Source organism: uncultured Brachyspira sp. (assembly GCF_934747485.1).
In the GTDB taxonomy this organism is placed as follows: Bacteria; Spirochaetota; Brachyspiria; order Brachyspirales; family Brachyspiraceae; genus Brachyspira.
The window spans coordinates 22,448-49,293 of the sequence record NZ_CAKVGN010000013.1; the positions used below are offsets into that span (position 1 = coordinate 22,448).

The 26,846-nt window shown below is 28.8% G+C and carries 21 protein-coding genes; 9 read left to right on the forward strand and 12 right to left on the reverse strand.

Going from position 1 to position 26,846, the window contains the following annotated elements; genetic code table 11:
- The first annotated feature begins 118 nt into the window (after nt 1-118).
- A complete protein-coding gene (locus Q0H31_RS03885; RefSeq protein WP_295295914.1) occupies nt 119-1,951 on the forward strand; it encodes a methyl-accepting chemotaxis protein in 1,833 nt (610 codons plus the stop codon).
- 555 nt (nt 1,952-2,506) lie between these two features.
- Here the strand turns inward: Q0H31_RS03885 and Q0H31_RS03890 are convergent.
- Nucleotides 2,507-4,450, reverse strand: a complete 1,944-nt coding sequence (locus tag Q0H31_RS03890) for a fructose-1,6-bisphosphatase (RefSeq protein WP_295295915.1) — start codon at nt 4,448-4,450, stop codon at nt 2,507-2,509.
- 198 nt (nt 4,451-4,648) lie between these two features.
- On the opposite strand from Q0H31_RS03890, the gene Q0H31_RS03895 reads away from it, so the two are divergent.
- Together Q0H31_RS03895 and Q0H31_RS03900 are read left to right on the forward strand one after the other, a co-directional pair.
- Nucleotides 4,649-5,053 (forward strand): hypothetical protein, encoded by a 405-nt coding sequence (locus tag Q0H31_RS03895; RefSeq protein WP_295295917.1) that lies wholly within the window; start codon nt 4,649-4,651, stop codon nt 5,051-5,053.
- 12 nt (nt 5,054-5,065) lie between these two features.
- Nucleotides 5,066-5,470, forward strand: a complete 405-nt coding sequence (locus Q0H31_RS03900; RefSeq protein ID WP_295295941.1) for an SAVED domain-containing protein — start codon at nt 5,066-5,068, stop codon at nt 5,468-5,470.
- Here the strand turns inward: Q0H31_RS03900 and Q0H31_RS03905 are convergent, their stop codons facing one another.
- From Q0H31_RS03905 to Q0H31_RS03930, 6 genes are all read right to left on the reverse strand, one after another.
- Entirely contained in the window at nt 5,471-6,367 is an 897-nt protein-coding gene (locus Q0H31_RS03905; RefSeq protein ID WP_295295918.1) for a class I SAM-dependent methyltransferase, read from the reverse strand.
- Between the two features lie 5 nt (nt 6,368-6,372).
- Nucleotides 6,373-7,860: a transcription termination factor NusA gene (gene nusA, locus Q0H31_RS03910; RefSeq protein WP_295295920.1), complete on the reverse strand. Its 1,488-nt coding sequence runs from the start codon at nt 7,858-7,860 to the stop codon at nt 6,373-6,375.
- Nucleotides 7,861-7,887: 27 nt separating this feature from the next.
- Nucleotides 7,888-8,433, reverse strand: a complete 546-nt coding sequence (locus Q0H31_RS03915; RefSeq protein ID WP_295295921.1) for a ribosome assembly cofactor RimP — start codon at nt 8,431-8,433, stop codon at nt 7,888-7,890.
- A gap of 135 nt (nt 8,434-8,568) precedes the next feature.
- On the reverse strand, nt 8,569-9,507 hold the full coding sequence (trxB, locus tag Q0H31_RS03920; protein WP_295295922.1) for a thioredoxin-disulfide reductase: 939 nt from the start codon (nt 9,505-9,507) through the stop codon (nt 8,569-8,571).
- 85 nt (nt 9,508-9,592) lie between these two features.
- Nucleotides 9,593-11,056, reverse strand: a complete 1,464-nt coding sequence (locus tag Q0H31_RS03925) for a helix-turn-helix domain-containing protein (RefSeq protein ID WP_295295924.1) — start codon at nt 11,054-11,056, stop codon at nt 9,593-9,595.
- Between the two features lie 119 nt (nt 11,057-11,175).
- Complete coding sequence (locus tag Q0H31_RS03930) at nt 11,176-11,964, reverse strand: hypothetical protein (protein ID WP_295295925.1); 789 nt, start codon at nt 11,962-11,964, stop codon at nt 11,176-11,178.
- Nucleotides 11,965-12,133: 169 nt separating this feature from the next.
- Here Q0H31_RS03930 and Q0H31_RS03935 point away from each other — a divergent pair, with 169 nt between their 5' ends.
- The 3 genes from Q0H31_RS03935 to Q0H31_RS03945 all read left to right on the forward strand — a co-directional run bounded on the left by Q0H31_RS03935 (nt 12,134) and on the right by Q0H31_RS03945 (nt 18,584).
- Nucleotides 12,134-13,648, forward strand: coding sequence for a DUF4026 domain-containing protein (locus Q0H31_RS03935; protein ID WP_295295927.1), 1,515 nt, complete (start codon nt 12,134-12,136; stop codon nt 13,646-13,648).
- A gap of 83 nt (nt 13,649-13,731) precedes the next feature.
- Nucleotides 13,732-14,049 (forward strand): hypothetical protein, encoded by a 318-nt coding sequence (locus Q0H31_RS03940; protein ID WP_295295929.1) that lies wholly within the window; start codon nt 13,732-13,734, stop codon nt 14,047-14,049.
- Between the two features lie 2 nt (nt 14,050-14,051).
- Entirely contained in the window at nt 14,052-18,584 is a 4,533-nt protein-coding gene (locus Q0H31_RS03945; protein ID WP_295295930.1) for a hypothetical protein, read from the forward strand.
- Here Q0H31_RS03945 and pyrR read toward each other — a convergent pair.
- A complete protein-coding gene (pyrR, locus tag Q0H31_RS03950; RefSeq protein WP_295295931.1) occupies nt 18,581-19,108 on the reverse strand; it encodes a bifunctional pyr operon transcriptional regulator/uracil phosphoribosyltransferase PyrR in 528 nt (175 codons plus the stop codon). The two genes, Q0H31_RS03945 and pyrR, sit on opposite strands and share 4 nt — an antisense overlap.
- A gap of 238 nt (nt 19,109-19,346) precedes the next feature.
- Between pyrR and fliL the strand changes: the two genes are divergently transcribed.
- Genes fliL through fliN form a run of 3 tightly spaced genes read left to right on the forward strand, consistent with a single transcriptional unit; the run spans nt 19,347 to nt 21,993 of the window.
- A complete protein-coding gene (gene fliL, locus Q0H31_RS03955; RefSeq protein ID WP_295295932.1) occupies nt 19,347-19,895 on the forward strand; it encodes a flagellar basal body-associated FliL family protein in 549 nt (182 codons plus the stop codon).
- Nucleotides 19,896-19,925: 30 nt separating this feature from the next.
- Nucleotides 19,926-20,957, forward strand: a complete 1,032-nt coding sequence (fliM, locus tag Q0H31_RS03960; RefSeq protein ID WP_295295934.1) for a flagellar motor switch protein FliM — start codon at nt 19,926-19,928, stop codon at nt 20,955-20,957.
- 4 nt (nt 20,958-20,961) lie between these two features.
- On the forward strand, nt 20,962-21,993 hold the full coding sequence (fliN, locus tag Q0H31_RS03965) for a flagellar motor switch protein FliN (protein ID WP_295295936.1): 1,032 nt from the start codon (nt 20,962-20,964) through the stop codon (nt 21,991-21,993).
- 493 nt (nt 21,994-22,486) lie between these two features.
- Here fliN and Q0H31_RS03970 read toward each other — a convergent pair whose 3' ends face one another.
- From Q0H31_RS03970 to trxA, 4 genes are all read right to left on the reverse strand, one after another.
- The gene (locus Q0H31_RS03970) at nt 22,487-23,029 is read right to left on the reverse strand and encodes a hypothetical protein (RefSeq protein ID WP_295295937.1); all 543 of its coding nucleotides are present in this window, start codon (nt 23,027-23,029) and stop codon (nt 22,487-22,489) included.
- Between the two features lies 1 nt (nt 23,030).
- Nucleotides 23,031-24,569, reverse strand: coding sequence for an NAD(P)H-hydrate dehydratase (locus Q0H31_RS03975; protein ID WP_295295938.1), 1,539 nt, complete (start codon nt 24,567-24,569; stop codon nt 23,031-23,033).
- A 9-nt stretch (nt 24,570-24,578) separates the two neighbouring features.
- Entirely contained in the window at nt 24,579-26,228 is a 1,650-nt protein-coding gene (locus Q0H31_RS03980) for a hypothetical protein (RefSeq protein ID WP_295295939.1), read from the reverse strand.
- 109 nt (nt 26,229-26,337) lie between these two features.
- The gene (gene trxA, locus Q0H31_RS03985) at nt 26,338-26,655 is read right to left on the reverse strand and encodes a thioredoxin (RefSeq protein WP_295295940.1); all 318 of its coding nucleotides are present in this window, start codon (nt 26,653-26,655) and stop codon (nt 26,338-26,340) included.
- Between the last annotated feature and the right edge of the window lie 191 nt (nt 26,656-26,846).

The following is a 26,846-nucleotide window of genomic DNA, read 5'->3' on the forward strand; positions in this document are numbered from 1 at the left end:
TATGTATAAAATTTCAATATTTATGTAATATGAAAATAAAAAAAGTATATATTATTCTTGACATTAAAGAAATTTTAATATAAACTCGCAAATTACAACAAAAATATAAGGACACATTATGAAAAATAGACATTCCATCAGAGTGAAAATGCCTATAGTAATCAGTTTGCTAAGTACATTTTTTTTGGTTTTGATAGTTGTTATATTATCGTTTAGGTCTAATAAAACAATAAAAGAATCTACTTTATCTGGATTTAATAGTACAGTTACTGGTTATAAAGAGATGTTGGATACTTGGTTAGATGACCAGAGGAATTTAATAAGAACTTATGCAGTATCTCCTGCTGTAATATCGTATCTTTTAAATAGAGATGCTGTTGATATTAGGTCTGTGCTTGCTGAGTTTGAGGCGATTAATGATTTGGTTTTAGATATAGGTTTAACAGATACAAATGGTATAATATTGGATAATGTAAACGGAGTAAAAATAGGTGAGAATATTATTACCATTAGAACTAATATTTTAAATATATTAAAAAGCAACAATAATAGAGCTTCTTTTGATGACCAATTACAGAAATCTGTTGCTGATAATAAATGGTCTTTGGCTGCTCTTTCTGGCGTATTTTATAATGGTGAGCATATAGGGAATGTATATATTATTATGGATTGGGAAGATTTATCTGTGAGGCTTCAGAATTTAAAACTTCCTGAAAGAACAAGGATATTTGCCGTAGATGATGATAGAAATATAGTTTTAGACACTAGAAATGAGCTTAATACTAAAGCTAATGAGGCTTATGAACAAATTATTACTTCTAATAAGTTATCTGGATATATGACTTATATATCTTCTGTAAGTCGTGATTCAAGAACAGCTGTTTATACAAGAATAGATAATGTGCCTTGGTATTTAATTATGGCGATGGACGATAAGATTATTTATCAGGCTAATAATGATTCTATAAAGATATCAATAGTTATTTGTATATTATCTATTATTTTTATAAATATTTTTGCTTTTCTATATATTAAGAGGGTTACATATCCATTAAAAGATTTAATGATTCATGCTACGAATATATCTAATGGGAATATAAAAGAAAATAATAGGGTAACTTATAGAAAAGATGAGTTTGGAGAATTAGAAAGAGTTTTTGATTTGATGAGCAGGAGATTATCCGAAGTAGTTTCTAATGTAAACAAAGCTTCTGATGAAATAATAGAGGCGGCAGAAAATATGATGGAAAGCAGCAATGAATTGTCTGAAAGAACAGATTCTCAGTCATCGAGTTTAGAGGAAACAGCAGCGAGTATAGAGGAGATGGTTTCTAATATTAAGATATCTGCAGAAAAATCTGTAGCGGGTAAAAATATGATGTCTGAATCTATTGTATTTATTGAAAATGCTGCCAATATAATATCAAAAACAGCTTCTAATGTTGAAGAAGTTTATCATTCCAGCGAAAAAATTAAGGATATTACTAAAATAATTGAAGATATTGCTTTTCAGACTAACATACTTGCTCTTAATGCTTCTGTTGAGGCGGCACGTGCTGGAGAGCAAGGTAAAGGGTTTGCAGTTGTAGCTTCTGAGGTAAGAAATCTTGCTCAAACTACTCAGGCTTCTGTAAAAGATATTACTGATTTAGTAGATAATACCACACAAAAAGTTGCTGTAGCTACAGAAACAGCTAAAGAATCTCAGAAGATATTTATTGATTTACAGAAAAAAGTATCTGAAACTTCTGAACTTATGGAAACTATTACATCCAATGCTTTGGAACAGGAATCCGGTACTAATCAAATAAGTATAGAAGTAAATAATATGGAAAGTGCTACTGCACAAAATGCTGCATTGGCTGAAAATTCAAATGAAATATCAAAGAGTTTAGTTGAAAAGGCTAGGTCATTAGAAGAAAGCATTAAGTTTTTTAAAATTATAAAATAGTAAATTATATATAAGAATTAAAGCTGCTTAACTTTAATATAATGTTGAGCAGCTTTTTTATTAATTTTGAAATTTGTTTTAAAACAGTAAATATTTATATTGTTTTAATTTTATTGTTTGTATAAGTTTTAGTTTATTCTATTTTTCCCACCTTACATACGCACAGGCACTTCCTTCGGTCGCACCCACAGGCACTTCCTTCGGTCGCACCCACAGGCACTTCCTGCGGTCGCCCTGAAGGACTCCCTTCGGTCGTAAAAAAGTGAGCTATGTATCCTAAAGGTACACTTCGCGAAAACGTAAATATTATAGATTTGTATGTTTGGAATATGTATAAAGTATAATAATAATGCATGTGTTTTAATCTGAAAAAATGCAGCCTTTTTGCTTCTTTGTGGCACGACTCCGGCACTCCTTTAAGTCGCACCTAGTAAGTGTCTATCGGCAAAAGAAGAGAGGTTCTTACGGGTACGCTTCGCAGTGGGACTAGTCCTAAAAATATAAAAACAAAATTGATAAACTTAAAAATTTTACTATTTATAAAAATAAATAAAATTAATTGATTTTCTCTTTTACAATACCATTTCTATAGGCATTGAGTAATTCTTCTAAATCACTTATGCGTTTATTTAATTCAATACCAATATCAGTTTCTCCAACTGTAATTCTGCTTACAAACCTATCTACTATAGTTGTTTTTGGAGATATTCTAAAACCAGATTCCACAACTTCTGCAAAAGGTCTATGCTCTGCGATAATCATGGCATTAGAGTTTGATATTAAAGTGTATCCTCCTATGCCTGTGCTTTTATGATATGCCTTAGAAAGTCCTCCGTCTATTACTAAAAGTATACCCCCGCCTTTAATTGGGCTTTCTCCTTTATGAGTCTTTACTGGAACATGTCCGTTTACTATATGAGATTTATGTATATCCAAATCAAATTCTTTTAATATACTCTCGCAATAATCTTTTTTATCTATATGATAATAATATGAATTATAGTTTTCTTTATGGGTTTCTTTATCTTCTATAAAATATCTTTCAAAGGTTGTCATTTTATTTTTGCCGAATAATGGAGATTTTGGTCCGCACCACAAATACCAGCAGTAATCCAAAGCATTAAGCTGTTCTTCACTTCCTGTTTCACAATAAAAAGCCTTACGAACCTTATCTTCAACTTGCTTTAAATATCTTTTTCCAGATAAATATTGACCGTCTATATATACATCATCAAAACTTCCATCTTCTTTTGTTGGTATGCATCCATGATATAGAAGGTTTCCGTTAAATATTTTGTATATTCCCCCCTTAGCATAAATATAATTAGTATGTTTTTGTAGTGTTGGGCTATTAATAAAAGAAAAAGCCAAACTCTGTATTAAAGTGTTTTCTCCTTCTGTAAGTTCAAATGGGTTTTTAGGGTCTATTGTTGGGAAGTTTTTATCTTTAAGCTCATAGGTTTTACCTTCAATATTAATAGTTCCTTTTTTATAATCAATCTTATCAAGAAGTATGCGTTCGTCCATAGCATAATTTGGGTGTCTTTTTATAAGTTGGCATTCTAATTTAAACTGTATTATAGATATTGCCTTATGCATCTTTGAAGCTAAATCTTTATCAACTTCATCATATATGTTTTTATCTAAAGTATTAGGCTTAAACACTTCGCAAGGGTCATCTTTATAAACCTCATTAGCAAATGACGACAAAGCTCTTAAATTAATTCCATAACTATATTCAAGCAAATCAAAATTATTATACCTAACAGCCAAACGTACAGCATTAGCAACACAAATTAAACTTCCCTTAGCAGCCCCAAGCCAATGTATATCATGATTGCCCCAAGCCATATCAACTTCATTAAAATTCATTATACTCTCTATTACCTTGTCTGGGTGAGGTCCTCTGTCATAAATGTCCCCTACAATATGAAGCCTGTCTATACTGCATTTTCTTATTAAAGCACATAGTGATATAATAAATTTTTCTGATGCCGACACATCTATTATAGAATCTATTATAGAAAAATAATAATTCTCTTTATTGTCTTCAACTGATGTTTGTAATAATTCATCAAGTATATAAGCAAAGTTTTGAGGCATCTTCTTTCTAATCTTTGACCTTGTGTATTTACTTGTAACAAGTTTGCATATTCTAATGAGCCTATATATAGTTATTCTGCACCAATCATTAAAATCTTCTTTGGAAGCTTTTTTATTAATCATATTCTTTGTATCTACTATAAGTATTTGAAGTTCTATTCTTTCATTTTCTGTTAAAGTGTTTCTAAATAATATTTCTATTTTCTCTTTTATAACTCCAGATGAAGTGCCTATTAAATATTCAAAACCTTCAGATTCCCCATGTATATCACTTAAAAAATATTCTGTACCCTTTGGTAATTTGCATATTGCTTTTAAATTAATAATTTCAACAGAAGCATCGTCTATATTTGGGTACTTTTGAGATAATAATTCTAAATAATCTTTATCTTTCATAATAAAAAATCTCCAAAATATTATTTAAAATACAAAAATATATATGAAAATATTTTTTTTATTCTAGAATAAGTCCGATATAGTATAAGTATATACAAAAAATAATATTAATCTATTATAATAAAAAAATATAATAGTAAATTTGATTAATTTTTATATAATAGATATATCACTTAAATATAGTAAAGAGTAATTTTTATGGCTGAAACTAAAAATATTAAAATATTTCATTCTATAAGAGGTGTTTCTCAAAATTTTGGAGAGATACCAAAAATTGATTTAGAGATTGATTTGGACAAAGAATATAATATATATAAAGATAATGACAATGTTATAAAAAAATTAAAAAATATCATAATATCAAAATTGGAAGAGTCAAATATTACAAAACAAGATAAAATAATACTTTATGCAATAGCACCAAATAGCATACTCGTATCCATATCATTTATATTAGAAAAGTATAAATATAATTTTGATTTTTTGCCCAAGCCTAAAGATTCTCTTATATGGGGATATAGAGATATTGATATTAATGACCCAGAATTAACTAATTTTATAGACAGTAAATCAACTCAATTAAGAATATCAAATATAAATTAGCCAATAGGTATAATATTATCCGGCAGGTCTAATATAGATAACATAGAAGAAGTTTATAAAGATAATGAAAACCTCATTATAAATAAAGGCTTTGATTATTCATACACAAATATCATCACCATTACACATGAAATAAGATTACAAGAGAACTCTGATAAAAGCTTAGTAAACAAAAAATGTTATGATATATTTGTAAGCGAAGTAAACTCTATTTTTAATGATATAGTTTCATACGAAAATATTAAAGAAGTTCATATATTAAGTTCTATACCGGCTAATAGGCTTTTATATTTGGGTAAAAAAATGGCTAGCTATAAAAATAATCATCTTACATTTTATATTTATAATTACAGCAGTCAGAATAATAGATATGAATTAGGTGCTATATTAAACAGCAACTTGGTTGATGAATATTAATTATATTTGTGCTATTACTCTAATATTCTCTCCATAAGACCATTTATTAGGTTTATTTTTATAATTTATAAAAGTTGTATTTGGAACAATTAGCGTTTTTAAAGCAAATATAGAAAAATCAAAAAAATTATTAAAATTAGGCAAAGAGCCTTCTAATAAGCTTATTCTTAAATTTTCATTATCCATGTTGATGTTATAATTATTATATTCGCTTCTTATTACTTTTAAATTTGCACTTTCTACAAACTTAATTAAATTATCCATAGTAAAATTAACAATATGCTCAGTATTTAGATACCTCATAAGCATTTCATAAGAACATTCTTCTGGCATAGGTGAATTAGGAACTTCTATATATATAAAACCCTCTTTTTTAAGCATGCTTTTTATTTTTATTAATATCTCTTTAGGTTCTTTGAAATGTTCTATTACATGTGAAAGTATTATAATATCATATTTAGATTTGCTTTCTAAAAAGTTTTCTTTTAAATCAATATTATATTTTTTTTGGGCATAAACTCTTGCATCATCATTAATCTCATATCCAAAAACATTATTATTATTTTTTTTAAAAAGGCTTAATAATAATCCGTCAAAAGCACCAATCTCGCATATATCTTTATTTTTCAAATCTATGGTTTGTTTGATAAAATTGAATTGAGATAAACTTCTTGCATAACGCATCTTGCTTTTAGCTGTTTCAAATAATTTATTTTTTATATTATTATGATATTCATTTTTATATAATGAGTTAATCTCTTCGTCTGTTGGAGAATTAATAAAGTATAAAGAACATTCATCGCATTGATAAACGTCTTTATACTCTTTCCAAATATTTTTAATTTCTCCAATTTTTTTATGATTATTGGAAGAACAAACTTTGCAGCCGTTTGCCATATAAATTATTCAAAAGAAAGCTCAATACCGCATTTAGGGCATTTAGTCATATCTTCAGTAATGCTAGAACCGCAGTTAGGACACTCATAAACTTCTATCTCTTCAACAACCTCTTCTGCAATTCCTTCATAATTTTCATCACTCTCTTCTACAACACTAACAACTTCTTTAAGTACATTTATTATATTATTAACAGTATCCTCATCAAGATTTGTTTTTTCTATAATATCTTTAGCATTCATTCCATAAAGCTCTTCTATAGAATTGATGCCTCCGTCAATAAGAGTTTTTATCACATCTTTATCTATATCAGTTAATGAATATAAATTGCTTATTGTATTATCTTCAGTGTTTTCAGTTTCAGCAGCAATTTCTTCTTTTTCTTCATTTTCTTCAACATTTTCAGCAAATATTTGATTCAAAGGAACTATATCTTTTAATAATTCAGGATTTTCTTTAATATCAGTTTCTGTTTTAAGGTCGAAAGTATAGCCAGTGAGCTGAGAAGCTAATTTAACATTATATCCGCTTCTTCCTAAAGCAAGTGATAATTGGTCATCAGGTATAATAATCATAGCTTCTTTTTTGTCAGGGTCTGTAATAATTATTCTCGTAGGTTTGGCAGGAGCAATAGCCTCTGAAATGTATTCTCTAATATCTTTAGACCATTTTACAACATCAATCTTCTCGCCTTCAATTTCTTTTATAATAGCCTGTATCCTTATACCTTTCTGTCCAATACAAGCACCTATTGGATCAACTTCAGGCTTGTTTGAAACAACAGCTATTTTTATTTTTAATCCCGGCTGTCTTACAACATTTTTTATCTCTATAGTGCCGTCAGCAATCTCAGGAATCTCTAATTCAAATAATTTCTTAATAAAATCAGCTTTAGTTCTTGTTAAATATATAGTAGGGTGACCAGACCTGTCATTTTCTACTTTATATATATATGCTCTTATTCTGTCCCCCGCAGCATAATGTTCTCTTGGAGATAAATCTTTTTTTAATAAAATGCCTTCAGTCTTACCTAAATTAACATATATATTTCCTCTGTTTTCTCTTTGGAAATATCCATTAACTAATTGATTCTCTCTTCTTTTGAATTCATTATATATAATATTTTTTTCAAGTTCAGAAATCTTTTGAAAGAAAGTAGTTTTCGCAGCAGTGCTCTCTATTCTTCCAAAATCTCCTATATGATCAACCAATATTAAAACCTCATCACCCAAGTTAATATCGCTGTCAAGCTTTTTAGCCTCTTCTAAAGATATCTCCTTTCTATCATCTTTTACCTCTTCAACAACATTAACTCCTCTGTATACTGTAGGGTTATTATTATTATCAAAATTAATATGAAAACTTACATTATCCCCATACTTCTTTTTCAAAGCCAAAACCATAACAGATTCTACAACCTCTTTAAGCAAATCAATACTTATGTCTTTTTCCTCAGAAAGCATTTGAAGGTAAGTACCAACATTTTCAAACATAATTAATTCTCCATTTTTATATTTTTACTAGCAATTTAATCTAGTTTTTATAATATCAGATTTTAATATTTTTATATCAACATTATCATCATTATTTATAACAATATAATCATCTTTAGCTTCTTTTAATATGGCAGCAGTTGTAATATAATTATCATCATCTACTTTGTATTTAATCTTTATAGGCATATCCTCAAAAAGCTCATAATTATCATCAAATTTCCATCTAAACCCAGCAGAAGATACCGTAATAGTGTAATCGCCCTCATCATAACCATTATTTTTTATCACTTCCTGAATTACTCTTGTAGCTTCAATACAATGATTATGCGAAACACTTTCCTTCTTCTTAAAAATAACAGCATAAACTTTTTTATTATCCTTAACAGCAAGAACTTTTAAATCCAATAAATAAATATTATGCTTTTCTATTAATTTTTTAGCATTCTCAAAAAGCAGCTCTTGGTCTATTACTTTAATTTCATCTTTTTTTACAGGCTTAACTTTTTTCTTTTTAGCATCTCTGCCGTATTCTTTTTGCCTTTGCGGTCTTCTATTGTTTTTTTCGCTCATAATACTAAATGTTAACAAAAAAAGAGAGTCAGTTTTTCCCTTGTGGGAGATAAAACCAACACTCTTTTATTAAAGTCCTATTGATTATAAAATTAATTCTATATCAATAAATATTTTTGTCAAGCATTTTTAAAATTAAAGATGAGATAAATACTCAGTAACTCTCACAGCTGCCACTGCCCCTTCTCCAACAGCATTAGCAACTTGTCTTACAGGCTTAAATACAGAATCTCCGCAAGCAAAAACCCCGTCTATATTAGTAGCCATAGTAGACATATCAACTATAATGTGTCCGCTTTCTTTCATAGCAATTCCAGTATCTTTTAATATGCTAGTAGCAGGCTCTTGACCAACAAATACAAATACGCCGTCTACAGCTTGTTCATGTATAGAATTATCTAATACATTTTTTATCTTTATGTTAGTAACCTTTCCGTCTCCGCAAATCTCATCTATCACACTGTCTAAAACATATTCTACTTTTCCAGTATTAGTTAAATGTTCTATATTGATAGCATCAGCTCTAAACTCTTTTCTTCTATGAACTAAATATATCTTATTAACGAATCTTGTAAGGAAATAAGCCTCATCAAAAGCACTGTTTCCGCCTCCAACTACAGCAACAGTTTTTCCCCTATAAAAAGCACCATCACAAGTAGCACAGTATGAAACACCCCTTCCAGCAAAATCTTCTTCGCCTTTAGTGCCTAATTTCTTGGAAAATCCACCCATAGCGAGTATTATAGTCTTTGTCTGATAAGTTTTTCCATCTGCTGTATGAATAGTTTTTACTTTATCTTTAATATTTTCTATTTTTGTAACTTCATCATAAACTATAGGATTTTTAGAAAATTTTTCAGCATGCCTTTGCATTCTATCAACAAGTTCAAAAGAAGTCATCTCCTCTGGAAAACCTAAATAATTTTCAACAGTATCAGTGCTCATCATCTGTCCGCCGATACCTTTTTTTTCTATAAGCAAAGAATTAGTTAAAGCTCTTCCCAAATAAAGCAAAGCAGAAAGACCAGCAGGACCGCCGCCTATAACAATAGAATCATATACATTATTTGACATATATTGAACTCCTTTTTTATTAGTAATAATTATTATATAGTATTTTTTGAATTAGTCAAACATTTTGTTATAGTATTATAACTTTTTATAGCTTTTTGAAATGCTTGTTAATATAGGCTATGATTTCGCTTGTGTTTGCTATTTCCCTAGATGAATTGCCAACTCTGATAAAGAATTTTTCTTCTTTAAGACCTTGTTTATTGGTGATTCTACTATATACAGGCTCTCTGCTCTTGCTTATGTAAACAATACATATATCTTTTCCTTCTTCTTCAACGAAGTCTATTCTAATATTTTCAGCAGAAAAAGCATTGCCGTAATAGGTTTCAACTAAAGTTCTAAGATGAAGCTCAAAGAAATCTTTATTAGGCTGTCTTAAAGTAGAATAATCATGCTCAAGTCCAATAATTTCTCCGTCATTAGTGATTCCTATGAATAGTCTTCCGCCTTCTGTATTAGCAAATGCGGCAATAGATTTCATTATCACTTCTTCAAGAGATTTATTTATTTTTTCTGTATTGCTGTCATATCTTAAAGTTGACTTAAACTCTATGTTTGTGCTTTCACCCTCTTTTATAATGTTTTTAATGTTCATATGATTGTTTCTCAGGTCTTCTATTATTCTTACATAATGAACAGAGAACATTACTATTAATCCTATTGTAAGAACTATAAACATAACGAAGAAAAGTATAATAGGTATTTGTATTTTATTTATTAATGACTTCTCTGGAATTATAATACCTATTTCAACATTATTTTCAGATACACTAAAATTCCCTTTATATCCCCAATAATGCTTATTATTATAAACTACTTTGGCTATATCTTCATTTTCATTTTTTTGAAACTCATAATTAAGCATATCTGCTATTTCAATAAAATCCATAGGGTTTTCATTGGTATTAGATAAAGATACAGGGAAAATTATTCTGCTGTTTCCAGTAACCAAATAAGCATATATATTATTCATATTTTTTATATCTAAGTCATCAAACTTTACATTGAATTGAGAAATATATTCAAAAGCAACATTTTCGCTTGCAATATAAATTAGATGTATATATGGTTTACCGTCTTTAACATAAAAAGAGTCTATACTAAGCTGCTCCATTGGTATTGCAGAATATTTTTGCATATTATTCGTGGCAATAGTACCTTGAACCTTATATCCATTGCCAGATTTTGTAATAGACATATAACTATCGCCAAATTGCATAGCAGCTTTTTCTATAAAAGTATGCTTTGGGAAAAAATTAGTTATTAAAACCTTATAAACATCTGGAGCCTGATTGATTATGTCAAATATAGGCGTCATTTGCATAGAAAAATAGTAGGTTGGGTAATATATTTTAGAATATTCCTCTACTACACTATTTTTTACATCTTGAAAAAGAGACTTAAAAAGAAACTTTACAGGTACAGGACTGCGCATTTGAAAATATACAAACCCTGCCGCAGATAAAAACAGAAATACTAATAGCACATCTCTAAGTATCTTATTACGTAATTCAGATTTCGAGATAAATCTTCCAGATATTATTTTCATGCCATATCCATAGTACCTATTTTTTTCTTAATCATCATACTATAATAACATAATATAATTATAATATCAACATATAAAAAAATAATAAAAAGTCAATACATAAATATTATAATATTTTATTACTGTGTTGCTCTCTTAAAAATAAAATTAGTATTCTGTTTTTCAAAAGTTCTATCAGGGTCGTAATTGTAGACACTTATCCACTTATCATCATCAAACAATATATCTGCTCTATAAGTATTTTTAGTATCATCTAGTTTATCAGTTCTTAATATAATAAGCTCATCATATCCAGCGTTTTGGAATTTTTCAGATTTTTTCATAGCTCTGGTAGCAACACCTCCTGTGGTTTCGTTTCCTTTAATTTCTCTATAAATTCCTGCTATAGTATAACATCCTAATAATGAAGAATTAGCAGTTTTTGTAGCAGCTGTAGTATCTGTAGCATCAGGATATATTATTACTAAACAAACACCTCTAAATTTCTTATCTCTAGCTGTTGTTGTTCCTACAGTACTTTTATTTACTTTTACTTTTAGATCCAAATTTGAATCAAAAGTATAAGTTTCTGTATCATCATTTTTAGATAATTCAAACTTAGGGGTTTTATCAGTATTTAGTATCATATTAGAATAAGCTTCAAGCAATTTATCAGTATCTGATATTCTATATTTTACCGTTTTAATAGTTCCATTATTTTCAAGTACAGAAACATCATAATAACCATAGCCTGAACCAGAATTTAAATCATTATCTATAATACCCCCGCTGTTTGTATTACTGCTGCCTGTATTATTATTTGTTATTTTATCCTCAACTATAGGGGGAGAAGATAACATACTTCTCGGATTTTGTTTGCAGGACAAAGACATAATTAAAAAGAACAAAACTAAAAATAATATTTTCATAATATGCCCCCCAAAAATTATTAGTATATATATTATTATAATCATATTAAAAAATATTTCAATCAAAAATAACAATTTAATAGTAAAAAATTAATAAATATATTTATAATTGCAAAAAAATATTTTTTATTTTATCATATATTCATTATTTTTAAGAGGTTAATAAAGTATGGATTATAATGAAAAACTATATAATGTATTTTCAAATAAGGAACATAGATTAGAATCTTGGATGGCGGCAGTATTTTCTAAAGAATATGACCATAATGTAACTATAGATGAACTTAAACAAATTTTAGCAGAGGAAAATAGTTTTATAGTTACAGAGTTAAAGGAAGTAGAAAAAGAGAACTACATAAGAGAAAACTCAAAATGGGAAGTAATATTAAAAGCAGAATATATAGAAGATTATGATGATGAGTGTGAAGAATGCGATGATGATTGCTCTTGCGAAGGACATGAATGCTCCAATAATCATGAAGAAGGTCATCAATGTTCTTGCTCTCATCACCATGAAGAGGAACATCAGTGTTCATGCTCTCATCACCACGAACATAACCATCAATGCTCATGCAGCAGCCATGATGATGAAGTAAAACAAAATGATGAACTTACATTCTATATAGCATTAATAGATGCCAAAACTGTAACAGAAAATGTACCTGAAATATTCTCTGTTAATACAATAAAAGAAGAAAATTATAAAGAGGCATTAGAAGTAAATTATGCTATACATATATCAACAGTATTTCAAAATTATCCGCTTACAGACTATCAAAGACAATTACAATTATTAAACAGCATAGTAGCAGATGCATCATTATTTTTAGATATGTCCTGCTCTACAGCACGCTCTGGAGATTGGCTTGCATACACTGCCACATTCTCGCTTTTGCCTTCATTAGACTATCTCTATACTATTCATGCTATATATGATGATGACAAAGATCCAAACAAAGTAGAATATTGGTTTCATACGCATGGTTTATACAGAGCTGGTGTAATAGAATTAGAGATACTTGGTGTTGAGGATTCTAATGCTCATTATGGAGAATTATTAAACACTGCAGCAAAACTATTTATAGAAAGAGGAGTTCCTGAAAAAGGTTTTAAATTTACTCCTGCTTATGGGGTTAGTGTTTGCTGGCTTCCATGGCAAGAGGCTTTAGAGAAACTTAATATTGATAAAGATTTTTCTGGAAGCTATAAAGACAGAAATGATAATATACATAACACTCCTTCCGGTGTGTTAGCGGCAGTAGATGAAAAAGGAAATTATCATACTATGGACTACTATAAAGATAAGCTTACGGATAACCCTATTTTTATGCTCAGCAATTTTGAAACTGCTATAATGAGAGAAGCGGCATTTGAAAAAATAGAATATTTTATAGAGTTATTAGCAAAGAAAAAGAAAGATGAGGATATTTCGTTTTTAGTAAAATTGGGTTATGCCAAAGAAGATGAAGACCCTAATGATTTAGAGCATTTATGGTTTGAGGTTCATGATTTTACAGATGATGGGTATTTTGATGCTACGTTAATAAATGAGCCTTATAAAGATTTAAATATGCATGAAGGCGACAGAGGAATGCATAGCATAGAAAATCTTACTGATTGGATAATATACTATAAATCTGTACATTATGACTCTAAAAATATATATTTATTATTTGAAGATTAAATTTATAATTTCTTGACCTTATATAGAAATAATGATATCATTATTAAATAATTAAATATTATAGTTTATTTTTATAAATAGAAATGAAAGAAAAAATTATTTGTCTATCTTTTATTTTATTGGTTTTTTTATTTGGTATTATAATTAATACTTTTTATAATAATGATACCAATACTAAAAGATATATAAAAGTAACTATGAAGGGTGCTGTAAGACATTCGGGTGTATATTTTTGCGAATATGGTTCTTCTCTTGCTAAACTGCTTGAATCAGCTGGCGGAATTACAGAAAGAGGATATTTGCCTGAAGGATTAGATTACAACACACCAATTACAAATGATATAACTATAAATATACCGGCTAAGTATTACAGCATTAAAAAAAATACTGAAGGGAGATGAAATTGAAATTAAATAATTCAAATATTTTTGATGATAATAATGATATCTCTCTCGATGAATATGATATAGATTCTCTTGTAGATAAAAATATAGAAATCAATGAAAACAACTTCCCTACTGTATCTATAGGCGATGAATCTCCAACTATACATAGTTCTATAATAGATGATAGTATAACATCTACTGCAGATGAAAATATAGCAACAGAAAATAATAATCAAGAAACAACTGTAGAAGCATATACTGAAGAAGAAAATAAAATATATAATGAAATAGAAAATAATATTGGAATATCTGAAGATGATTTAAATGTTATAAGTGATGTTGATGATTTTAATTTGGAGAGTCATTTCCAAAATTCAAATAATAATAATGAAACTGTAGAGGCATACACAGAGGAAGAAAATCGAGCATATAATGAAATAGAGAGCAATATTGGAATATCTGAAGATGATTTGAATGCTATAAGTGATGTTGATGATTTTAATTTGGAGAGTTTCTTTGCTAATAGTGCTTCTAGTATAGAAGATACAGCAGAAAATGTTTCAAATAATAATGAAGATATTATAAACATAGATGAAGTTTCTGAAGATAGTACAAATGATATTAATAATGAAACTATATCCGCATATACAGAAGAAGAGAATCAAGCATATAATGAAATAGAGAGCGATATTGGAATATCCGAAGATGATTTGAATGCTGTAGGCAGTATTGATGATTTTAATTTAGAGAGCTTTTTTGCTGATAGTGCATCTAATAGTACAGAAGAAAATAACATTACTGAAGCAAATACTATCAATAGCGAAGAAATTATTGATACAGATGAAAGTTTTGAAGAAAATAATATAACAGACAATGATATTAACAATGAAAGTATAGAGGCTTACACAGAAGAAGAAAATAGAGCATATAATGAAATAGAGAGCAGTATTGGAATATCTGAAGATGAGTTGAATGCTGTAGGCAGTATTGATGATTTTAATTTAGAGAGCTTTTTTGCTGATAGTGCATCTAATAGTACAGAAGAAAATAACATTACTGAAGAGATTGTTAATAGTGCTAATAATGAAGAAACCTTTAATAGTACCGAAAACAATTCTTTGTCAAATGATGACAGCATAGTAGAAATTAATGATAATGCAGAAGAGAATACTGCAGACATAAAAGAAGAAAATGACAACATATTTGAAACTACTGTTAATGATGAAATAAATAATGTTTTAAATAATTATTTAGAGTCAGAAAGTATTGAAGTATCTGAAAATAATAATTTAGAAAATATAGAAGAGAATATTGATGACTCTGATATAGAAATAGATAATGAATTAATTGATGAGTTGAAAGAGTTAGATAATTTAGTTGAAGATGTAGAAGAGATTGAAGAAAATGACATATCTGACATAGTATCTCAAGGTTTAGCAGAAATAGAGAACCTCGAATATGCAGAAAATAATTCTTTGGCAGTTGATGACAGGGTAGTAGAAATTGTTGAGGAAGATAACTCTATTGATGATAATGAAATTACTGCTAATATTGATAATGTATTTGAAACTACTGTTAATGATGAGATAAATAATGTTTTAAATAATTATTTAGAGTCAGAAAGTATTGAAGTATCTGAAAGCAATAATAATTTAGAAAATATAGAAGAGAATATTGATGACTCTGATATAGAAATAGATAATGAATTAATTGATGAGTTGAAAGAGTTAGATAATTTAGTTGAAGATGTAGAAGAGATTGAAGAAAATGACATATCTGACATAGTATCTCAAGGTTTAGCAGAAATAGAGAATCTCGAATATGCAGAAAATAATTCTTTAGAGAATGATGACAGTGTAGTAGAAATTATTGATGAGAATATTAATAATGCAGAAGAGAATACTAATGAAGAAAATATCCATAATATTGATGTGCCTGATATTGATGATGTAGATTATATAGATGAGGCAAATTATATTAATGAAAACAATAATCAAGATGATATTATAGAATTGTCCGGAAATGAACTTGATTTAATAACTAAAGATGAAAACATTGAATATAAATATATACAAAATAATAACAAAGAGTATATGGATATGAATAAAATAAAAAAAGATATAGAAGAATTAGAGATAGATGAATTATCTAATGAAGAGAATAATATATATAATAATCAAATATCAGATGAAGAGAAAAGTGAAGCATATGATTTAACAGATGAAGAAGTAAATATGTATAAAGCATATATAGAAAATAATGAATTAGATGATAATGAGCTTTCTAATGAAGAAATAGACATGTATAAAAGTTATATAGAAGGCAGAGAATATACTAATATTTCAGAAGAGGCTAATAGCTTTGAAGATACTGATAAAAAAGAAGACATTAATGAACTTACAGAAGAAGAAATAAATATGTATAAAAATTACATAGAGAAAGATGAATCTGAAGAGAAAACTGATGATTTAACAGATGAAGAAGAATTAATGTATAAGGCTTATATAGAAAATAGCGGTTCTGATGATTCTATTAATTCTACAGAAGAAGATAGAGAAATCAATGATTTATCTAACGCATCTATCGAAGAAGAAACAAATAATAATGCAGCAGAAAAACTAATAGAAGAAGTTCAAGATAATATAGAAAATAATGTAATAGAAGAAAACAAAGCAGAGCAAGATAAAAAAGAAGAAGATAATAATGATTCATTAACTAACTTAAAACAAACAAATGAAGAATATATTGAAAACAATAAAGCGGAAAAAGAGGAAAATAAAGAAGAAGATAGTAATGACTTTTTTGCTAAATTAAAACAAATGAACGAGGAATATAAGAGAGAGGAAGAGAAGAAAAAAGCAGAGCAAATCAAAGAAGATAGCGATGATTTTTTGGCTAAATTAAAGCAGATGAATGCGGAATATGTAAGAGAAGAAGAGGAAAAAAAAAACGAAAAAGTAACTGAAGAAAAAGCTGAAGATATAGAAGAAAGCATAAGCGATAATGCTTTAATGGAAAATGATGAATCAGAAAATAAAAGAGATGACAATACTCTAATAGGAGCAGAAGAAGGGCCAACTATAGATGATAATGCTTTAATAGGAGCAGAAGAAGAGGAACCAACCATAGATGATAATACTTTAATAGGAGCAGAAGAAGAAGAGCCAACTATAGATGACAATACTCTAATAGGAGCAGAAGAAGAGGAACCAACCATAGATGATAATACTTTAATAGGAGCAGAAGAAGAGAAACCAACTATAGATGATAATACTTTAATAGGAGCAGAAGAAGAGGAACCAACTGTAGATGACAATGCTTTAATAGGAGCAGAAGAAGAGGAACCAACCATAGATGATAATACTTTAATAGGAGCAGATGAAGAAGAGCTAACTATAGATGATAACACTCTAATAGGAGCAGAGGAAGAGTCAACTATAGATGATAATACTTTAATAGGAGCAGAAGAGGAACCAACCATAGATGATAATACTTTAATAGGAGCAGATGAAGAAGAACCAACTGTAGATGACAATACTTTAATAGGAGCAGATGAAGAAGAACCAACTATAGATGATAACACTCTAATAGGAGCAGAAGAAGAACCAACCATAGATGATAATACTTTAATAGGTGCTGATGAAGTAGAAGAGACTATTGATGACAATGCTTTAATAGGAGCAGATGAAGAAGAACCAACTATAGATGACAACACTCTAATAGGAGCAGATGAAGAAGAACCAACCATAGATGATAATACTCTAATAGGAGCAGAAGAAGAGGAACCAACCATAGATGATAATACTCTAATAGGTGCTGATGAAGTAGAAGAGACTATTGATGACAACAATATAACAGGTAATGATGAAGTAATAATTGATGATGCTGCTCTAATAGGCGATGATGAAGAGTTAGAAGAAATAGTTGAGAATAATTTAGAAAAATTGAATGAAATTATGGAATTAAATGCTGTTAATCAGGTAAAAGATTCCGATTTAAGTATTATGGAACATCTTATATCAGGCGAAAGTGATGAAGATGCTCATGAACTGATACATATAGAAAATAAAGAGAATAAAAAAAATAATAATAATGATAAAAATAGAAAGTCTGTTGAAGAATATGATGAAACAGATAAACTTCTAACAAAGGAATTTACAATGGCTGAAGAAAAAGAATTATATGAAACAGAAAAAAATAATATAGAAACAAATGTAAAAGTAGAAGATGAATTTAGCCTTAATGAAGATACAGAAAAGAAAGAAAATACAGGATATAACCCTAATGAAGATTTTGACGGAGAAATAAGTCAATTAGATTTGGACTTCGCTATAAAAATGTTTGAAGCAGAAGAAAATAATAACAGTGAAATGGAGTGCTGCAGTAAAAATGATTTACTATTATCAGAAAGCGAAATGAATAAATTTAAAAAATTATTTTTCTACTTTAAAAACATAGTAGAGAAAATGCCTCCGGAATTTTTAAAAGACTTCTCTAAGACAGAGTTTTATGATGCCTATTCATCTTTAAGCAGAAAATTCGATGATTAAGCTTTGTCTTTAAGTAAAACGATATCTTCGCCTTCTAATTCTTTTATTCTTACAGATATATATTGATCAGCAGGGACATTTAATGCAAGCCCTACATAGTTTGCCGATATAGGAAGCTCTCTTCCAAATCTATCAACCAATACAAGCAAAACAACTCTCTGCGGTCTTCCATATTCAAATAAAGCATTTAAAGCAGCTCTAATTGTTCTTCCTGTATAAAGTACATCATCTACAAGAAGAATGCTTTTTCCAGTGATATCAAAAGGTATATCAGTTTCTTTAATTTCAGGGAATTCCGATAAAGTAGATAAATCATCTCTATAGAGGTTAATATCAATAGCACCTATAGGTATATCTATGTTTATTTTTTCTTCTATAAGTTTTTTAAGTCTTACAGCCAAATAATCTCCTCTTCTTCTTATACCCACAATAGAAAGTTTGTCCATATTTTCTTTTTCAATTACTTCAGCGGCAAGTCTAGGAAGAACTTTTTCATAATCTTCAGCTTTTAATAAAACTCTCATTAATATAACCCCTTTTTGTTTATCATTAAAAATACTATTTTGATTATAATATTAAAGCAAAAAAAAGCAATATAATAATTTTTACATTTTCTAAAAAAAATATGTTAAGTATTTTCTTAGTTTACCGATTTTTAATATAGATACAGTAATAACAAAGTTAACATAAGAGTTGATTATTTATTTTACTGTTATATAATAAAAGGTATTATTAAATATTTAATTAAGCGAGGAAATTTATATGGCAGAACAAGAAGAAAACTTAGAATTAGAAGAAGGCGAAGAAGAGGAACAAAACGAAGCTCAAGCGAAGAAGAAATTCACTTTAAGCCCGATGATAATAAAAATACTAATGATAGTAGCTGCCATTTTAGTAGTTGCTTTAATATCTGGACTTATAGCGTTTTTTGTTTCTAAGAGCGTAGGCAGAGCAGCAGGAGTAAATGCCGGAGTGGTAGATGGCATGATTAAACAGCCGCCTCCAACATATTTCCCTATTACTCCAGAGTTTAATGTTAATACTGCTGATATGGATGTTGCAAGATTTGTAAGAGTAAGCATAGTATTGACTTACACTACTAATGTAAAACAATTAGCAGTAGAGCTTCCAGAGAGAGGATATATGATAAGAGACAGAATATATTCTTTAATAAGTTCTTATACTTATGACCAATTAAGAACTAATGAGGGAAAAGAGCAATTGAAGGCAGATATTAAACGTGAAATAAATAGTATGCTAAAAAACGGACAAATAGATGATATATTATTTGATAGTTTCTTATTGAGTTAATGAGTTAAAATAAAGTATAAGGATAATAGTATGACAGAAGTATTGTCACAAAGCGAAATAGATGCATTATTAAGTGCTATATCATCTGGCGAAGTGTTGGATAATATTGATACTAAGCGTGTGGAAGTAGAACATAGAAAGATTAAGATTTATGACTTTAAGCGTCCAGATAAATTCTCTAAAGACCAAATAAGAACGCTTCAGATGATGCATGAAAACTTTGCACGTGTTACTACAACTTCATTATCTGCTCAATTAAGAACTTTAGTAGGTATACACGTAGCAAGTGTAGATCAGCTTACTTATGAAGAGTTTATAAGAAGTGTAAGTAATCCGTCTACTTTAGCCATTGTGAGTATGGACCCTTTGAAAGGAAGTTCAATTTTAGAGATTGACCCATCTATTACTTTTACTATTATAGATAGGTTGTTTGGAGGAGCTGGAGAGAGTCCTAAAAACTTAAATAGAGAATTAACAGATATTGAGTTGTCTGTTATGGAAGGTATTATAGTAAGAATATTAGGTAACTTAAGGGAGGCTTGGTCTCAGGTAATAGATTTAAGACCTCGTTTAGGTTCTATAGAAACTAACCCGCAGTTTGCTCAGATGGTTAGTCCTAATGACATGGTTGTACTTATTACATTAGAGACAAAGGTTGCTGATGTTGAAGGTATGATGAACTTTTGTATACCTTATATTACTATTGAGCCTATACTTTCTAAATTCTCTGCTCAATATTGGTATGCTTCTGTAAGAAGAGGAAGCACTAGTGAAAACTTAAAGATTATTAAAGAAAAATTACAAAATATATATGTTGAAACTTCGGCTGAACTTGGTTCTATACAATTACCATTATCAGACATTCTTAATTTGCAAAAGGGCGATGTTGTTAAGTTTACAGAAACTAAGATTACTGACCCTGTAATATTCAAGATTGGTACTATGAAGAAATTCTTATGCTGTCCTGGTATATCTGGAAGCAGAATGGCTGTGCAGCTTACTGGTGTTATGGATGGAGAAACTGATATCACCGAAGATGATTTATTAAAAGAGGAGGATTAAGGTTATGATGAGTGACGGTGCATTATCTCAAGATGAAATAGAAGCTTTGCTTAAAGGAAGTGAAGAGGCTTTTGGAAGCAATGATAATACTTCAGCATCTGCTGGAAACGGCAATAATGTAGATAAGCAGCTTTTTAATGAAGCAGCTAAAGTTATAGCAGATAATCAAGCTTATTCATTATCTTCTATTTCTACAAAGACTGTGTCCATCACAAATATTACTACAACTGTTGGAGATGTAAGTAATTTGCATCAAATGCTTTCTGGTAAAGTGATAGAGGCAAAAGTATCATACACTGGCTCAGCTAATGGTAATGTTTATTATTTTATGGATGAAAAGGAGGCTTTAACTATAGCTTCTCTTATGACTGGTCAGGCTGAAACAGATTTAAATGATATGGTAGCTCAAGTATTAAAAGAAGCTTTCTCTCAAATGATTGGAGTTTCTGATAGTGCTTTAACTTCTAAGTTTGGAGGAAACTTTACTAATGCTCCTGTAGAAACTAGCGTATTAGATGATGCTGCTTCTATAAATATTGCTGGACATTTAGCTATAGTAAATGCTTCTCTAAGTATAGACGGCGAAATAGATAACGCTCCTTATATATTTGCTTTTGAATTGCCTGTTTTACAAGCTATTTTATCTAATGCTTCAAAAACTAATTCTAATGCAGCAAGCAGTAATAATACTCAAGCTAATGATGCTGCAAAACAGCTCGGCGTACAGCATGCTGAATTTAATTCTTTAATGCCTGCTTCTGATGTTCAAGGTACTGGTAACATCGGTCTGCTTATGGACGTTACTATGAATATGACTGTTGAACTTGGAAGAGCTACTATGACTATTAAAGATATTTTAGGTCTTGGTGAAGGTTCTATAATTGAGCTTCAAAAGTTAGCTGGTGAGCCTGTGGATTTGCTTGTTAATGGAAAATTAATCGCTAAGGGTGAGGTTGTAGTTATCGATGAAAACTTCGGTGTTCGTGTAACTGATATTATTAGCCCTATGGACAGATTAAGAAAAAAATCTAAATAAGAGATAAGATTTAATTAAACATAAATACCTTTTTTATAACGGAGTTTTTAAAAGCTCCGTTTTTTATTTTTAAAGTATATCTAAACGAGTATGTTTTGTTGTATATATTTTTAGCTTTGTATGTTTGGAATATGTATTAACATAAAATAATACCAACATTTTAAGCTAAGAAATGCAGTCTTTTTGCTTCTTTGGGTCACTACCACAGGCACTTCCTTCGGTCGCAAAAGAAGTGGGGTGCTACCCTACGGGCACGCTTCGCAGGGGGCAAAGCCCTGCAAATAACTAAAATAAAAAAGTTAATAATTATTAGTGTATATTAAAACTATTATTTTATATCAACTTTTTTGCCGCTCCAAAAAGTTGCAAAAAACGCACATATATAGATAATGTCTTAGGAATATGTATTAATATAAAATAATACCAACATTTTAAGCTAAAAAAACTAATCTCTTATAGACTTAATAATTTTTCAGTATAAACCTAAAAATTGCTATCTTCTTATTCTCACAAAATTGCTGTGAGTAAAATTATCATCTATATCTAAAACTATTAATATTCTATTTGCTTCTTTCCAATAATTTTTATCAAACGGCATTCTAAAACCAATACGCTGACCAACTGGAAACATTACATTATAAAATTTGTCATTGCCTGTAAAGATGAGTTTTTTGTTATTATATAATGATATGCTTGCATTTAATTCTTCTATTGTGTTAGAATTAGTATAGTTAAAATTATTAACTTCTATAGTGGCTACTACAAATTCATTGTTGCTTGAATCTATATTATTAATTTTAGTAGTGATAGGGGATTTAAACTTTCTAAAAAATTCTATTTTATCAAGCAGTCCAGCCCTATTTGCAAAGAAAAATAACACCACAATAGTGAGAAAACTTCCGTAAAGAAGCATAAACCATCTTTTAGAAAATATACTAGGATTTCTTGGTATTTTAGGCATCTTTGGAGTGTGCGGCGGTTTAATATTATAAAACTCTAATTCTGGTTTTTTTGGGTCGTATACCTCTCTTGCCAATTTACATCATCCTCTTTAATATTTTTGATTGAAAATAAGCAACATCTTTTGCCTGAACAGAATCATTTCCTAATTTTTTGCTAGCCTCTAAAAAACTTTTTGATTGTAATATCAATGCCAACTTTGAAGCTTCAAGCATTTGTAATTTTCTTGCTAAAAAAGCTCCAATAAAACCTGCTAATACATCACCCATTCCAGCTTTACCCATAGAAACTGTAGGGTTATAATTTATATATATATCATCATCATTCATTAAAAAGCTGACAGCGTCTTTTAATATTATATTAGCCTTGGTGTTTTCTCTAAACTTTCTCAAAGCACTATAAGGATTAGTTAAAGCTTCTATATGATTAATACCCATAAGCTTTTCAAACTCATAAACATGCGGAGTAAGTAAAAAGTTATTACCCAATTCTGATAAAGTGCTTTGAAACATCAAATATAAAGCATCAGCATCTACAACTGTTGGAATATTTATTTGCTTTAATATAGAATTAATAAAAACTTCTGTAGACATATCTCTGCCTATACCAGAGCCTATTATACAAGCATCACTCTTATTTATTTCATCAGCAATATATAAATCATCTGCTGTAAAATATTTATTATCATATTCCCCAACGCCTATAACAACAATTTCAGGCATATCTATCATTACAGCATTTCTTACAGTTTCTAATATTGCCTTAGGAACATAAAGCCTAATATATCCAACTCCGCTTCTATAGGCTGCCTTTGCAGATAGTATGCAAGCTCCTGTATATTCATAGCTTCCGCATACTATAGCAAGCTTTCCCTGCTCCCTCTTAGAATAAAAAGCATTTCTTACTATATCTATGTTCTCATCAAAATCTATTAAATTGGCAACATAAGGAGCTTCATCTAATATATTCTCTGGAAATATTGATTTTATTATAAATAAATCTCCAATATATTCTCTCGTGTTATACAAAAACATAACGTCTTTAGCAAAACATACAGTATAAGTTTCATCTGCCTTAAAGCAGCTATTAGAGCTATCATCAATATTTGAATATAGCCCAGAAGGTATATCTATAGCTATTCTTATAATATTTAAATCATTTAAACTATCTACTAAAAGTTTTTGTATACCGCCTAAAGGTCTTCTTCCGCCTGTGCCAAACAATGAATCTAAAACTATATCATTTTCATCTATCAAATCAATAGCTTCATAAACATTCTCTTCACTGCCTAAGTATTTAATTTCAACATTCATAGACTTTAATATATTGAAATTAGCATAAGTGTCTTTATTAACCTTATCTAAATTGCCGGTAATATAAACATTTACATTGTATCCGTTTTTTATTAAATATCTTGCAACAGCAAAACCGTCTCCGCCATTGCCTCCAACAGATGAGAATATATGCACAAAATGATTATTAAGCGTTTCAGCATACCTTTCTTCTAATAAATTAAATATATCTAAAGCCACATGTTCCATTAAAAGTATAGAAGGAATTTTTTCTGTTGTTTTTTTATCTATATTTATTAGCTCTTCTGTTGTTACTACCTTCATCTATTATCCTTATTGCCTATATTTAGTATTATCTTTAATTATTCCTATCAATGAAAATATAGGATTTTTAGTAACTTTATTATATCTGTTCATTCTATATAATAGATTATTCATTCCGGAATGTTCTGATAATATTTTTGTATATGCTTCATTAGATATGGAATTAGTATTATCTTTGAAAACTCTTATATCATAATAAGCAGCCAATTTTAATGACCACATAGCATGATTGTATTTTTTCCCGTCTTGTAAAATAGGGTAGACCTTAATAAAAGATTTTGATAAGCTGTTTTCAAATGCTATCAAGTCATCTACATTGCAAAAGTTTGGAATCAATTTATAAGTTATTTTACTTCCCTTTTTTATTGGTGTAATTATATCATATTTGTTGTAAGCAGATATTATAGGCCAGTAAGTAGAATTTCCATAAACCTCTTTGGCTATATCCCAATAATACATATTGTTTGATACAGTATAAGACGAACTTGCAGTATTAACATTTGTAAAATATCCGTTTACTATATTATATAGTTTCTCATTATCTACATTACTGCTTCCATTATTATTAACATTCAAAAGAAGCATAATGATAACAGCGATAACAATAACTATTGCTGCTGCTATTTTTAATAGTATAAAATTGTTTGTTGATTCTTTTTTTTCTTTGGATTGTTTCTTTGGTTTATTGGATTTTACTTGCTTATCAGAAATGTTTGATAAATCTAATAATTCATCTTTGCTGTAATCTTTCATTTCTAATTTATTTTCATTGGCAATAGCTGCTTTTTCATTAAAGAATTTATTATTAACTCTATTAATAAAAACTTCATCAGCATTAAAACCAACATAGCCCTTATTGTAGAAAAAAGTACCGAAATTATCTATACAAATGCTCTCATTATGGTCAACTAAATGTCTAATATTTTCAAATACAGCTTCAAAAAATTTTTTCTTTTCTAATCTTTCATCAACATTATCAATCTTAGATATAATGCTGTAAAGCGAAGCATCAAACCCCATATCCGCACTTCTAAAGGCTATATTATAATTCTTATCAATAAATATATTTCCAACTTCATAAATAAAGAATATTTTCTTTTCTAATACCAAAGAAGCAATATTTTCAAATAAATTATTAATTTCATCTTTAACAAAATTTCTAGTTAAATTTTTTTTTGCAGAACATAATCTATCTATTAACTTATTATATCCCAAATATTTATTTTGAATATTTTGAATCTTCATTTCAACTAAATAAAGTAAAGTTCTATCTTTTTCAAAGTTTACATAACCATCATCATGAAAAAAAGTACCAAAATTTTCTATATATACCTTCTCTCCATTATCAACTAAATGCCTAATATTTTCAAAAATCATTTCATATAATTTCTTTTTAATAGCTCTGTTTTTTACAGTATCATATTTTTCTGTGATAGTATTTAAAGAAGCGTCGAAAGACATATCCGCACTTCTAAACATAATATTATAATTTTTATCTAAATATATATACCCCAACTCATACATATAAAAAACTTTATTGTTCAAAACATATGGAGTAATACTAGAAAATAATTCATTGATAAGTTTATTGATTTCTGCTTTTGTTGTTCTTAATCTTGAAGACAATCTCTCAATTAATGTATTATTCGTACTAAACATAACTACCCCTTAAATAAACATAATCAAATTATATATTAATTTAAAATAAAAAAAAGCCTAATTCTGTAATTTTATACAAAAATCAGGCTTTTCTATTTTTGGATTTATTTTATAGATATTCTTGAAGCCATTCTTTTAATTGAGCCTCATTTTTCATACCTTCAGCTCTTTTAACAACTTCACCGTTTTTAAAAACCATAAGTGTAGGTATAGATTGAACACCATATTTAGCAGCTATTTCTTCTGCTTCATCAACATTTACAGCAGCAAAATTCATTTTATCAGAATTAGCGTCTGCTACTTTATGCAAAACAGGTGTTTGCATTTTACAAGGTCCGCACCATTCTGCAAAAAAATCTACCAAAGTTGCTTTATCTGATGATACTGCACTCTCGAAATTATCTGATTTTAATTCTTGTACTGACATGTTAATAATCCCCCTCGTTAATAATACTTAATGTTCGTATAATCTAAACATAATTTTAATAAATGTCAATAGAATTATATAGATTTTAAAAGTAAATCAACATAATTAATTTTATTGGGGCTGTCCTAGATAACTTAAATTTGTTAAAATTTAAGTATGAAACGCAGTAAATTAAGTAAAGATAAACAATT